The sequence below is a fragment of the uncultured Thiothrix sp. genome (assembly GCF_937876535.1).
Lineage (GTDB): Bacteria > Pseudomonadota > Gammaproteobacteria > Thiotrichales > Thiotrichaceae > Thiolinea.
In genome coordinates this window covers 16,532-29,439 of the sequence record NZ_CALFHZ010000003.1, presented here as the reverse complement: position 1 = coordinate 29,439, position 12,908 = coordinate 16,532, and the positions used below count along the sequence as shown (strand labels likewise).

General features: G+C 44.6%; 11 protein-coding genes. 5 read left to right on the top strand and 6 right to left on the bottom strand.

Translation table 11 applies throughout. From position 1 onward, the window contains the following. The first annotated feature begins 9 nt into the window (after positions 1-9). Entirely contained in the window at positions 10-684 is a 675-nt protein-coding gene (locus Q0230_RS00820) for a glycoside hydrolase family 19 protein (RefSeq protein WP_298607175.1), read from the top strand. 3 nt (positions 685-687) lie between these two features. Here the strand turns inward: Q0230_RS00820 and ltaE are convergent, their stop codons facing one another. From ltaE to Q0230_RS00800, 4 genes are all read right to left on the bottom strand, one after another. Next, entirely contained in the window at positions 688-1,749 is a 1,062-nt protein-coding gene (gene ltaE, locus Q0230_RS00815; protein ID WP_298607174.1) for a low-specificity L-threonine aldolase, read from the bottom strand. Continuing rightward, positions 1,746-2,156: a PaaI family thioesterase gene (locus Q0230_RS00810; protein WP_298607173.1), complete on the bottom strand. Its 411-nt coding sequence runs from the start codon at positions 2,154-2,156 to the stop codon at positions 1,746-1,748. The genes ltaE and Q0230_RS00810 overlap by 4 nt, the downstream gene beginning before the upstream one ends. 108 nt (positions 2,157-2,264) lie before the next feature. Continuing rightward, positions 2,265-4,310, bottom strand: a complete 2,046-nt coding sequence (locus Q0230_RS00805) for a VWA domain-containing protein (RefSeq protein ID WP_298607171.1) — start codon at positions 4,308-4,310, stop codon at positions 2,265-2,267. Positions 4,311-4,498: 188 nt separating this feature from the next. Beyond that, positions 4,499-4,804, bottom strand: a complete 306-nt coding sequence (locus tag Q0230_RS00800; protein ID WP_298607169.1) for a hypothetical protein — start codon at positions 4,802-4,804, stop codon at positions 4,499-4,501. 294 nt (positions 4,805-5,098) lie between these two features. Between Q0230_RS00800 and Q0230_RS00795 the strand changes: the two genes are divergently transcribed. Continuing rightward, a complete protein-coding gene (locus tag Q0230_RS00795; RefSeq protein ID WP_298607167.1) occupies positions 5,099-6,949 on the top strand; it encodes an acyltransferase family protein in 1,851 nt (616 codons plus the stop codon). Positions 6,950-7,048: 99 nt separating this feature from the next. After that, a complete protein-coding gene (locus Q0230_RS00790) occupies positions 7,049-8,455 on the top strand; it encodes an MFS transporter (protein ID WP_298607165.1) in 1,407 nt (468 codons plus the stop codon). A gap of 85 nt (positions 8,456-8,540) precedes the next feature. Here the strand turns inward: Q0230_RS00790 and Q0230_RS00785 are convergent, their stop codons facing one another. Together Q0230_RS00785 and Q0230_RS00780 are read right to left on the bottom strand one after the other, a co-directional pair. Continuing rightward, entirely contained in the window at positions 8,541-9,017 is a 477-nt protein-coding gene (locus tag Q0230_RS00785; protein ID WP_298607164.1) for a hypothetical protein, read from the bottom strand. Between the two features lie 231 nt (positions 9,018-9,248). Beyond that, positions 9,249-10,925 (bottom strand): glutamine--tRNA ligase/YqeY domain fusion protein, encoded by a 1,677-nt coding sequence (locus tag Q0230_RS00780; RefSeq protein ID WP_298607162.1) that lies wholly within the window; start codon positions 10,923-10,925, stop codon positions 9,249-9,251. Between the two features lie 199 nt (positions 10,926-11,124). On the opposite strand from Q0230_RS00780, the gene panB reads away from it, so the two are divergent. Together panB and panC are read left to right on the top strand one after the other, a co-directional pair. After that, the gene (panB, locus tag Q0230_RS00775; RefSeq protein ID WP_298607160.1) at positions 11,125-11,952 is read left to right on the top strand and encodes a 3-methyl-2-oxobutanoate hydroxymethyltransferase; all 828 of its coding nucleotides are present in this window, start codon (positions 11,125-11,127) and stop codon (positions 11,950-11,952) included. Positions 11,953-11,983: 31 nt separating this feature from the next. Further along, a complete protein-coding gene (gene panC, locus Q0230_RS00770) occupies positions 11,984-12,859 on the top strand; it encodes a pantoate--beta-alanine ligase (RefSeq protein WP_298607159.1) in 876 nt (291 codons plus the stop codon). Positions 12,860-12,908: the final 49 nt, after the last annotated feature.

The window sequence follows — 12,908 nt, the reverse complement described above, 5'->3', positions numbered from 1 at the left end:
GAGAAGAATATGGACAGAAAAGTATTTTTCGATTGTGCACGCACTTATCCCTCAAATGGCAAATTAAGTAAGCGCCAAGTGCATGGCATGGAAGTTATCTTAAATGAATGGCAGCAGCGTCAATTACAGGATATACGTTGGTTAGCCTATATTTTGGCGACCGCTTACCATGAAACGGCTTTTACCATGGAGCCAATTGATGAGTATGGTCAGGGACATGGACGTGAATATGGTACACCTGATGCTGAAACAGGGCAGATTTATTATGGTCGTGGTTTTGTACAAGTAACTTGGAAAGCAAACTATCTGCGTTTTAGTGAGTTGCTTGGGATCGATTTGTTGAGCCAACCTGAGTTGGCGCTAGAGCAAACTGTTGCAACGAGCATTTTGTTCGAAGGTATGATTAATGGCTTATTCACAGGCAAAGCTTTGCGGCATTATTTTCGTGAGGAAAGCGACTGGTATAATGCCCGCCGCATTGTGAATCGTTTAGACCGTGCTGAACAAATAGCTCGCTATGGACGTGCTTTCTGGTATGCATTGCTGATGTCAGAGGGTAAAATCGAGCAGGCTTTGCTAGTGCCTAAGAATCCAGAACATAATGAGTCAGAGAGTCTAGCTGTTGAGGTGCAGGAATTAGCACGTCAATTTAGGCATGCTAATGAAATGGATCAACTAGAGTAGGTTTCAGGATTGATAATAGCGCCTAAACAACTCAATAATTCTTGTCACATCCTCCGCTGAAACACCTAAATGCAGCACACAACGCATCCAAGGTTGTTGCCAGCCAATACGCACACCATTTTCTGTCATGAAGGCTTGTAAAGGTGCATGGTCTTCAGGGCGTGGCTTAATAAAGAACATATTGGTTTGTAAGCGCTCTTGATCGACTTCTAGCTGGGGTAGCTCAGATAAAGCCTCTGCAATGATTCGGGTATGTTCATGATCAGTGGCTAAGCGCTCAATATTATTTTCCAAAGCATAGAGACCGGCACCTGCTAACATGCCGCTTTGACGCATGCCACCACCTAAAATCTTACGTTGGCGTTTCGCATAACGAATCAGCTTCTCTGAACCTACTAAAACTGAGCCTGCGGGTGTGCCTAAGCCCTTGGATAAGCAGATGGAAACTGAGTCCATTGGTGCGGCTAATTCGGCGGGCGTTTGGTTTTGTTTAACTACCGCATTAAAAAAGCGTGCACCATCCAAATGTACAGTTAAACCGCGTGCATGAGCCGCTTCAGCCAGTGCATTCAAGTGAGCTTGCTCTTGTACACAGCCAGAAACGGTATTTTCTAGTGCGAGTAATTTACTAATCGGATCATGAATGTCGTCAGGCTTAATAGCCGCTAGCATATCTTCAATTTCAATCCGTCCTAGCTTACTAGTAGGGAGTGGATGCATGGCAATCCCACCCAGTACCGAAGCCCCCCGCGCTTCATGTAAAAAGGTATGATATTGCTCGCCGACTATGACTTCTTCCCCGCGTTGGCAATGGCAGAGTAAAGCTGCTAGGTTGCTTTGTGTGCCACTAGGAAAGAATAGAGCCGCTTCTTTATTCAGCATACTGGCCAAGCGTTGTTCAAGGGCTTTGACGGTCGGATCTTCTTCGTAAACATCATCACCCAAGGGTGCATCAACCATGGCTTGCTTCATGGCTGCAGTTGGTTGAGTGACTGTATCACTGCGCAAATCAATCATACGTTTATGCGAATTTAGTAGCTGTGGGCTATGTGCATATTGGCTCATTGAACCGCTCCGGGAGGAATCGAATAAGTACCGACGACATGAGCCACTGGCTCAGCATTACCAACTGAGTAAATATAGACTTCGCCTATGACTAGACGCTTACCAAGCTTTAAGAGCTTACACTCGCCAACAAGATCCGTATTAGCAGCAGGCTTGTTAAGGAAGTTAATCGACAAATTAGTGGTGACTGCTAAGGCTACTGGGCCGAGTTCATGCAGGATGGCTATATAGATGGCAATATCGCCGACCAGCATTTGAGTCGGGCCAGATACCGTGCCACCAGGGCGCAAATGGCTATGATCCACTGGTTGACGCACACGACAGGTTTTATTACCTACCGCTTCAACTACCACATTAGTCTGTGGAAACTCTTGGGCAATAAAGGCGCGAATTGCGGCTAAATCCATGCTTTTTCCTCTAGCAGTCTGGAAGCGCAACTTAGTTATGAACTAAGCTGGCTACTTGATCATGCCAAAGGGCTAGAGCTAATGCAATTTAGTGATCTTAGATAAAGTCTATTCGCTAATTTGTTCCACAACTTGTAAGGGTGCTTCGGCGAGTACTTCATTGCGCTCGGTTAGCCAACGCAAGGTGTAGTCACCGAGTTGATCTGGCACGGTTAAAGTCGCTGGCTCATAGCCTTGGGTGCTATTCGCGCGCACATAACCATAAGTAATACTTTGGTCTTTACCTTTCGCGAACAGATGCACATGCCCCGTTAAACCATCAGGGCCTTTGAGTGCAATTTGGATTTCAGTGGATTTTTGCACTTGCTCAGGCGCGGATAGGCTAATTTCTGCATCGGTGACCTGAATAGGTGCTGAGGCCAGCACTTCATTGCGATCAGAGATCCACTTCAGTTCGTAATCACCAGGCTGAGCGGGCAAACTGAGTTCAGCCGGATCATAACCCTTAATGGCATTTTCCCGCACATAGCCGTAGGTGATGCTCTCATCTTTACCTTTAGCAAAAATATGTACATGACCTTCCAAACCATCAGGGGCAATTAAGCCTATTTTGAGTGAAGTGCCTTTGGGAGCAGAACTAGGCGCTTCGAGCTTAATTTCACTGTCAGTCACTTGAATCGGAGTAGCAGCAAGCAATTCATTACGATCCGATAGCCATTTGATTTCATAATCACCCGGTTCAGCAGGTAAGCGTAATTCGGCATCCAAGTAGCCACCTTGAGGATTGGGGCGCACATAACCATAAGTGATGCTTTGGTCTTTCCCTTTCGCGAAAATATGCACGTGGCCTTCAAGATGCGCGGGGGCAGTTAAGCCGACTTTTAACAGAGTAGCTTTAGAGGCTGAAGCAGGCACTGTAAGCTTAATTTCACTATCAGTGACTTGAAGGGGTGCTTGCGCTAAGAGTTCATTACGATCAGTGAGCCATTTGATTTCATAGTCTCCTGGTTCAGCAGGTAAGCGGAGTTCAGCATCTAAATAACCGCCTTGCGGATTGGGGCGCACATAACCATAGGTGATACTTTTGTCTTTACCTTTCGCGAAAATATGCACGTGGCCTTCAAGATCAGCGGGGGCGCTTAAACCCACTTTTAGGAGCGTACCTTTGGGCGCGGATTCAGGCGCTTTCAAAGCAATACTCGCTTCAGTCACGTTAAGCTTAGTTTCTGCGAGCAATTGTTCCTGACCATCTTTCCAACGCAGCACATATTCACCCACGGTGGCTGGTAAACGTAACTCCGTGGGTTTATAACTCTCGCCATCGGGATGTACAGAGCTATAAGTAATGCTTTGCTCTTTGCCCTGCGCATAAATATACACATGGCCTTCAATCCCCGGCTTCTCAGCCTGATGCTCAATCAAAATCAGAGTGCCTTTTTCAGCACTAGCTGGGGCAGTAATGCTTGCCTTGGGGGGCGGCGCTGGTTCGGGCTTGGGTGGTTCAGGTGGGGGAGCAGCGGCTTCAACGACGGGGGCTTGAACTGTTTCAACCAAGGCTTTATTGAGTTCGCTGGCATTGGCAGCGGCGATAAATTTCCCGCCGGTATTTTCAGCTAAGCATTTTAAGCCCGCTTGATCCTCGACTTTAGCTACATCAAAGCCAATTACATGTGCAGTAAAATTTACGCCCGCTTTTTCCAGTTCAGTCCCAAGTGCGCACGGATCCATAGCGCAGGTTTCTTTACCATCGCTGATGAGGATGACGGTGGCTTTTTCTTCCGTGTATTTAAGCGCTTCGGCGGCTTGTTTGACCGCAGCGGATAAGGGCGTTTTACCTTTAGGGATTAAGCTATCGACGGTTTTGCCCATTTTGGCAGCATCGAGTGGGCCAACAGGAATAAGGGTTTCAATATCCTTACAGTCGCCTTTGCTGCGATGCCCATAAGCTACTAGACCTAACTCTTGGTCAGCAGGCCAATCCGCAAGAATCGATTTGAGCGCTTGACGGGCAATTTCAATTTTGGGCTTGCCATCAATTTGCTCCCACATACTGCCCGAGGCATCTAAAACTAAAATAGTTTTATCGCTGGCTTGAACCGCAAAACTGCTTAAACCTAAGAATAAAGCAGTGCTGAACGTGAAACGCTTATTCATTGGTCTGATCCCCTCGCCGAATCATTAGTTAGAATACTTTACTTAAGTGTAGCCTAGGCTGATTGGTATTTTATTGGCTGATTGGCATAAGACCAAGATAAGCAGATAGACGTTTAAATGGCATAAAAAAAGGCAACCCGAAGATTGCCTAAAATGCAGAAAGAGACTGTGTAGGTCGTTAACTAAGCTTAACGATGCCGATTAGGTACATGGCGAATCTGTGTGTAGCCACCCTGCCGTGGCATTGGGCGTTGATAATGACGGTTACTTAAACAAGTGCGTTCCGCTCGTGTAACTCGTCCATCAACTCGTACACAACTATTCCGATAGTTAACGACGCGATGATTTTGACGCTGATAATGCACCACCGCAGCACGGGTAGGAGCAGGACGATGATAGCCTGAATAACCTAGGCCACATTGCGAGGCCATAGCCCCCGTACTACCTAGCAGTAAACTGGTGCTGAAAATAGCTAGAGATAAGAATTTTTTCATGCAAATACTCCTTGGTTTGTGGTTGGGTAAGCTTAATAACGCACAAACTGTCTTATTGATATACAAGTCTAAAGAGAAATTGCGTAGAAAATGCGCTAGGCAATGTGCAAATAATAAGGAAGTTAACAATCGGCTTAGGCCTTTGATCTGTAAAATTTCCGCTATTTTTTCAATCATCTTAAAGCTTAAGCCACAAATCGGAGTTATTTTCTAAGCTGATTTAATTCAAGCTAGCTTAAGCTCTAAACTAAATTGCTTGAATTTATAATTAACTAACGACTAAGGTCTAGCTTAGTGAACTATCGCCCTGAAATCGACGGCCTACGCGCGCTTGCAGTCGTAGCTGTGATCTTATTTCATATGAGTTTTGATCTATTCCAAGGTGGTTTCATTGGGGTGGATATATTTTTTGTGATTAGTGGTTATCTAATTACGAGTTTAATTATTAGTGATTTAAAACGTAATCAATTTAGTTTAGCAAGATTTTATGAAAGGCGGGCACGGCGTATTTTACCAGCTTTATTAATTGTGCTTTTAGCCACCTATGCTTTTTCATGGTTGTTTATGCTACCTGATGAGCACCGTGCTATTGGGCAATATGTAGTTAGTAGCTTGGTATTTTCTTCGAATATTCTCTTTTTTATTCAAAATAAAGACTATTTCAAGTTAGGTGAGGAAGAAAATCCACTACTCCATACTTGGAGCTTAGCGGTTGAGGAGCAATATTATATTTTATTTCCCTTACTGCTTTTATGGCTGTGGCGGAATAGAAATAAACTACTCATTATTTTAGTGAGTACTTTTGTTATCAGTATCTTAGTCGCCAACTGGCAACTTGCTCAGCAACCTCTGGCCGCATTTTATCTCTTACCCGCTAGAATTTGGGAGTTATTAGCAGGCGCTTTAACTGCATTTTATCTAAGTGGTCAGGTAATAAAACCTAAACCCATGAATGATTGGTTGAGTATGCTAGGCTTAATGCTCATTGTGGTACCTATTTTTCTTTTTAATGCCAGCACGCCTACGCCCGGCTTGTATACGCTAATTCCCGTCTTAGGCTGTGTATTAGTGATGGTATTTGCGCAAGAAGGTGCTTGGGCACAGCGTTTTCTCAGTCAACGCTGGATCGTAGGGCTTGGTTTAATTTCATATAGTCTGTATTTGTGGCATCAGCCGATTTTAGTGTATACACAGCTTATGCTCGGCTCGCTCAGTACATTTGCCAAGCTCTGTGTATTACTACCGATTATGTTGGTTTTAGCTTATCTAACTTGGTTGTTAATAGAACGACCGTTCAGAAATAAACAACAAGTTTCGCTCAAGCAATTAGTTGGCTGGCTAGCACCTGTGAGTATTGTTTTAATGAGTTTAGGGGTATTGGGGCAATTTACGAATGGTTTTGAAAATCGTAGTCAGCTGTTCCAACGCTTAGCAAGCAATGTAGGCTTTGGTAAGCAGTGTAATGGTAATGTTCAATATCAGGCTGACTGCGCTTCTACTCAAGCCCCCGAAGTAGCCACTCTTGGCAATAGCTATATGATGCATTTTTCGAAAAATCTAACTCAACAATATGCAGAGGCTGGGGTTTTACAACTAACTAAGGAAGGTTGTGAGATAGGCCTGATTGAGAAGGATCCTGCCTTAAATCAAAATACCTGTATCGATTTTTATAAACAAGCCCTCCAGACTATTAAAAGCTTACCGAGTATTAAATTAGTCGTTATGTCCTCGCCTTTTAATGGAGTCTTAGATGAGGATTATTATGCTTCGCTAAGTAGTATTATTCATAATCTCAATGAGCAAGGTTTACCTGTATTGCTGCTTGGCCCTACTCCTGATGCTCCCTTTAATGTTGGGCGCTGTTTAGTCAAACAATATTACTTGCCACTATTGACTGCTAAACAGGAATCCTGTGACTTTGCAGTCAGTGCTAAGCAACTTAAAAAAGTGGCTAGACTCCAAGAACTTACTAAACAAGCTAAAGCGGCCAAATTTGTTGATCTGACCGAAACAATTTGCCCGAATGCTAAATGCCAAATGCGTCGAGAAGATGGGGTGTTGATGTATACCGATCAAGGGCATTTAAGCGTCGAAGCGTCTAGTTATGTGCTGAATAAGCTTAAGCACCAACTACCTAAGCTTTAATAAAAAAATAGCTAGCATCTAAACGGAGAAAGCCTAGAAACCGTGTGCTTGTTAGACTCATGTTATGATGCGCGTTTATGTTTTTGCTGAGCTGGTATTTTGGATAGTCAACAAACCGAGCGCTACTATCAAGAAAATCCTGCAGCCCGTTATGCAGTCTTAATTATTGTATGTATTAGTAGCTTTTTAACCCCTGTTTCTTTATCAGGCTCTTTTGTCGCAGTGCCCGCTATTTCCGAAGACCTGCATGTCAATGCGGTCTATGCCAGTTGGATTCCGGCCGCTTTCCTCTTAAGTAATTTATTAATGATGCTACCTGCTGGACGTTTAGCGGATCAATATGGCCGCAAACGAATTTTTTTAATTGGTGGGGTGTTATTTAGTATCGGCTGTTTAATTGCAGGTTTCGCGCAAAGCATTGAAGTCTTGTTATTTAGCCGCGTCGTGCAGGGCATTAGTAGTGCTATGTTCTTCACAACTGGTATGGCGATTATTACCAGTGTATTCCAACAAGGGCGTGGTGCGGCTTTAGGCTGGTTAGTGTCGTCGATTTACTTAGGTTTAACTTGTGGGCCTTTATTAGGTGGCTGGGTAACGGAACATTTTGGCTGGCAAGCAGTTTTTTGGTTTCCGCTGCCTTTAATGCTGATCGTACTTTTGCTTGCTAGTTTGAAAATGAAAGGTGAATGGCGAAATGCTCAGCCTGAACGCCTAGATTTTATCGGCACTTTGTACATGGCCTTGGGAATGATTGGTACGTTTGTCGGGTTAAGCACCTTACCGGATTGGAAGTCGGTTCTTTGGTTAGGACTAGGACTGAGCTTTATAGTGATTTTTGTACGTCATTGCTATACAGCCGTTAGCCCGTTAGTACGTTTAAAATTGGTACTTGGAAATAAACCGTTTTCGCGCGCTTTGGGTGCATCGATTATGGTGTATGCGAGTAATTATGGCTTGGTGTTTTTATTGAGCCTGTATTTGCAGTATAACCGCGGTATGACACCGACTGAGGCAGGGCAGGTCTTAATGGTACAAGCTATTGTCATGACCATTTTAGCTCCCTTGGCTGGACGTTTATCGGATCGTTATCGCCCCCGGTTGCTGGCAACTTTGGGTTGTCTATCGATGGTGGCTGGCTTAGCTTTACTGATGGTAACAGTAGGGCCAACTACCCCGATTTGGATTATCTTAATTTGCTTAATCGCCTTCGGAATTGGCTTTGGGATGTTCTCCACTCCGAATAGCAATAGTGTATTGGGTTCTGTGCCACCAGAGCGTTTAGGCATGTCTTCGGCTTTATTAAATTTATCGCGCCTATTAGGGCAAATGTTTGGCACAGCTATCATTACTTTGCTGATGTCACTGATGATCGGGCAGGCAAAAATTACTCCTGAACATTACGCCGGTTTGATGGAAGTGGTGCGTTGGGCAGTGGGTCTATCCTTACTGTTTGCTTTGGCAGCAGCTTTCCTTTCTAAAGAACGCCCAGTCATTGTTAGTGCTTAAACGCCCGATAAAATAAAAAAGAGCCAGCTTCCTCATGAAAGCCGGCTCTAGCCCCTCAAACGTCCCTAAGTTGCCCTTGTTTGTATTACTTTACATAAACCATTGAACCATTAGGTACTGCACTAATACTTACAAAAGTATTGTCGTTTTTAGCGCCGCGATAGCTGCTGTGCTGGTCGTCATGGCCGCGTTTATTATCGTCATAACGGTCATGGTGACGGTCATTATCATAACCACGTGCCACAATCCGATTATTGCTTAGTTTATAAATATTGCGTTTTAGGCTGCTTTCCTTGCGTTCTAGCGAAGTACGTTCTTTGTTAGTCAAACGCTGGTCTTTTAAAGCCATTTTCAGTGAATAACGTAAACTCTTTAATTCAGAACGAAGTACACGTTCTTCACCACGCGTTAATTTGCCGGTTGCGACACCGCTATCAATCCGGGCTTCTAAAGCACCTAAATTGACAGTGTTAGAGTGAGAGCTTGGTGATGCCATGGCTGCAGAAGAGCCTAGTACTGCGCCCACAACTAATAAACTTGAGAGTAGAGCTTTAAGTTTCATGATGTTTCCCTTGTAATTTGGTTTAAAGTTTTCTTGTTTCGACAGGGATAAAGATACGCACTGAATTTGTGGCAAAAATGCGCTAAATGTGGAAAGAAAACGGAAGGCTGCTCCCTTATTTAGGGGATGCTGAGTGAATCTTTATTCAGGTTTTGTAAGCTAGGGAGTTTTGTGAGTGAGTGTTTATTTATATAAGCCACCTAAACTAAATCAGGTGGCTTAATGCAAGGTTTAAGCCTCTTGCTCGCTCTTACCCCAAGTATCTTTCAGGCCAATAATCCGATTAAACACGGGCTTACTTGCACTGGAATAACGTGAATCGAGAATAAAATAGCCTTCACGTTCAAATTGATAACGATCTGCTACAGTGGCTTTGGCTAAACCAATTTCACCCTTGCAGCCTTGCAGAATGTCTAAACTATGTGGATTCATAAAGTCCAAGAAGTTTTTATCGCCCGCATCGGGCGCGGGATCAGAGAATAAGCGGTCGTATAAACGCACTTCACACTCAAGATTCTCACGTGCAGAGACCCAATGAATCACACCTTTAGCTTTAACTCCATCAGCGGGATCTTTGCCAACGGTATCTTCAATCACCCGCGCGCGCACTTCGATAATTTTACCGTTAGTGTCTTTAAGCGCTTCATCCGCTTCAATCACATAAGCATTACGTAAACGTACCCGTTTGCCGAGCACTAAACGTTTATATTGTTTATTGGCTTCTTCACGGAAGTCATCTTGATCAATATAAATTTCCCGGCAGAACGGCAGTTCACGATGGCCCCAATCTTCCCGTTGTGGGTGAATCGGCGCGAGCATGGTTTCGGTTTTATCTTCAAGATAATTCGTTAAAGTCACTTTGAGGGGGTGCAGCACACACATCGCACGCGGTGACAGCGCATTTAAGTCTTCACGCAGAGCATGCTCTAACATACTAATATCGACCACACCATCGACTTTAGTCACGCCAGCCATTTCGCAGAAGTCGCGTAAAGCTTTTGGGGTGAAACCACGACGACGCATTCCGGCAATCGTGGGCATGCGCGGATCATCCCAACCATCCACATGCTTTTCATCGACCAATTGTTTGAGTTTACGCTTACTAGTGACCGTATAATTCACATTCAGGCGCGAGAATTCATATTGATGTGGCTTGGCAGGCACGGGCAAATTATCAATACACCAATCATATAAAGGCCGATGCGCTTCAAATTCTAAAGTACAAATCGAGTGGGTAATGCCTTCAATCGCATCACTTTGCCCATGTGCATAATCGTAAGACGGGTAGATACACCATTTATCCCCAGTTTGATGGTGCGCGGCATGCTTAATCCGATACAAAACCGGATCACGCAGATTGATATTCGGTGAGCTCATATCAATTTTGGCACGCAAGGAACAATGCCCATCAGGAAACTCACCCGCGCGCATTTTTTCAAATAGAGCTAAGTTTTCTGCAATTGAACGCTCCCGATACGGGCTATTTTTGCCTGGTTCAGTCAGAGTGCCACGATATTCGCGCATTTGTTCGGCATTCAAGTCGCAGACAAAGGCTTTACCTTGTTCGATTAAATACACCGCCCAGGCATGGAGTTGATCAAAATAATCCGAGGCATAGCGTACTTTGCCATCCCATTGATAGCCTAACCATTGCACATCTGTTTGAATAGACTCGACATATTCTTCGTCTTCTTTAACCGGATTGGTGTCATCCATACGCAGATTGCATTTACCCCCATAACGTTGGGCTAAACCGAAATTCAGCCAAATCGACTTAGCATGGCCTAAATGTAGATAGCCATTGGGTTCAGGGGGAAAGCGCGTTTTGATTTCACTCACCACTTGGTTAGCGAGATCATCTTCGGCGATGCGCTCAATAAAATTCAGGGGTCGGCTGGTATCGCTCATAATTTTTTAGCTTTTTTCAGTTATTGCAATGCAAGAATTAGACTATGTGCTCGTTAGGATGTCTAGTGCAACAGTTTCGAGCAATTTTTATTGACGCCAGACGGTAGAAAACCTCTAGTTGTGCGGCGCAAAATAGCTTGAATAGTAGCAGATTTTTCGGGTTATACTGTGCCTCCATCGTTCGGAGGAAGTACCTACTATGGATCAAAAAGATAGCTCAAGCGCTAAAGTTATTAAGCGCCGTACCGTCACTACACTACGCAAGATGAAGCAAGATAACGAAAAGATTGTCATGCTCACGGCTTATGATTCCAGTTTTGGGCGGGTTTTAGATGAGCAGGGGGTCGATGTGATCCTAATTGGGGACTCGCTCGGCATGGTGATTCAAGGCCATCCGACGACTATTCCGGTCACTGTTGATGACATGATTTATCACACCCGTGCAGTGTCTGCGGTAGCGCAAACGGCGTTAGTCTTAGCCGATTTACCTTTTATGAGTTATACCTCGCCAGAAATGGCTTTACGCAATTGCGCACGCTTGATGCAAGAAAGTGATGCGCATATGGTGAAGTTAGAGGGGGGCGCACCGCAAGTCGAAACGGTCAAACAGCTCACCCATCATGGTGTACCTGTTTGTGCGCATTTAGGTTTGCAACCGCAATCAGTCCATAAACTCGGTGGTTACCGCGTGCAAGGCCGTGAAGATGCGGTGGCTAAACAGATGCAAGCCGATGCCCTAGCTTTACAAGATGCAGGTGCCGATATGATTCTGCTGGAGTGTGTACCGGAAGTCTTAGCCACTGCTATCACTCAAGCGGTTGAAGTACCCGTAATTGGGATTGGTGCAGGGCGTGGCTGTGATGGGCAGGTTCTGGTGTTACACGATATGTTAGGCATTACCCCACGTGCACCCCGCTTCTCGCAAAATTTTATGCAAGAAGGCCGAACTATTCCGCAGGCTATTCGTGCTTATGTGGAAGCGGTAAAAGGTGGTCATTTTCCTGCTGATGCACATTGTTTTGTTTAGTAAATATTAAAAAGATTGAGGAGGACTTAGCATGCAATTAGTGCATCAAATTGAAGAGCTACAAGCACAGATTCGCGCTTGGCGTACTAGCGGGGAAACCATTGCTTTTGTACCAACGATGGGGAATTTACATGGTGGGCATTTAACTTTAGTGCAACGGGCTAAAGCAATGGGGACGAAAGTTGTCGTCTCGATTTTCGTTAATCCCGCTCAATTTGATCGTGCTGAAGACTTGGCGGCGTATCCCAAAACTTTGGATGCTGACTGTGGTTATTTAGCTAAACTAAATACCGATTTAGTATTTGCACCGACCCCAGAAAGTATGTATCCCACTGGCAAGCTTCGTACTAAAGTCGAAGCGCCCGGGATTAGCGATATTCTCGAGGGTGAAAAGCGCCCCGGCCACTTTACTGGGGTAGCAACAGTGGTCTGCAAGCTATTTAATTTAGTGCAGCCTGATATTGCGATCTTTGGTGAAAAAGACTTCCAACAATTGCTAGTAGTGCGGCAAATGGTGAAAGATCTCAATATCAATGTGCAAATTGTTGGTGTCACCGCAGTACGTGAAACGGATGGTTTAGCGATGAGCTCACGTAATGGCTATCTCACGCCTGAACAGCGTCAACAAGCACCGTATTTACATCAAACTCTGCAAGAGGCGGCTCAGCAAATTGTCGCTCAGGGTAAAGTGACTGAAGAAGGATTTGAGTCGATTCAGCAAATTATGATCGGGCATTTAGCCGAACATGGTTTCCGCCCTGAATATTTTGAAGTGCGCCGTGCCAATGACTTACAAGTTCCGAATAAAGGTGATGAGGATTTAGTGATTCTGGCTTCGGCTTGGATGGGAAAAGCTCGTTTAATTGATAATGTGCAGGTTTTCTTAAAAGACGGGCGTATTGTCTAGCTGAGTTAGAGGCTGGGCTAGTCTTATTGAATAGCCCAGCTTATACCAA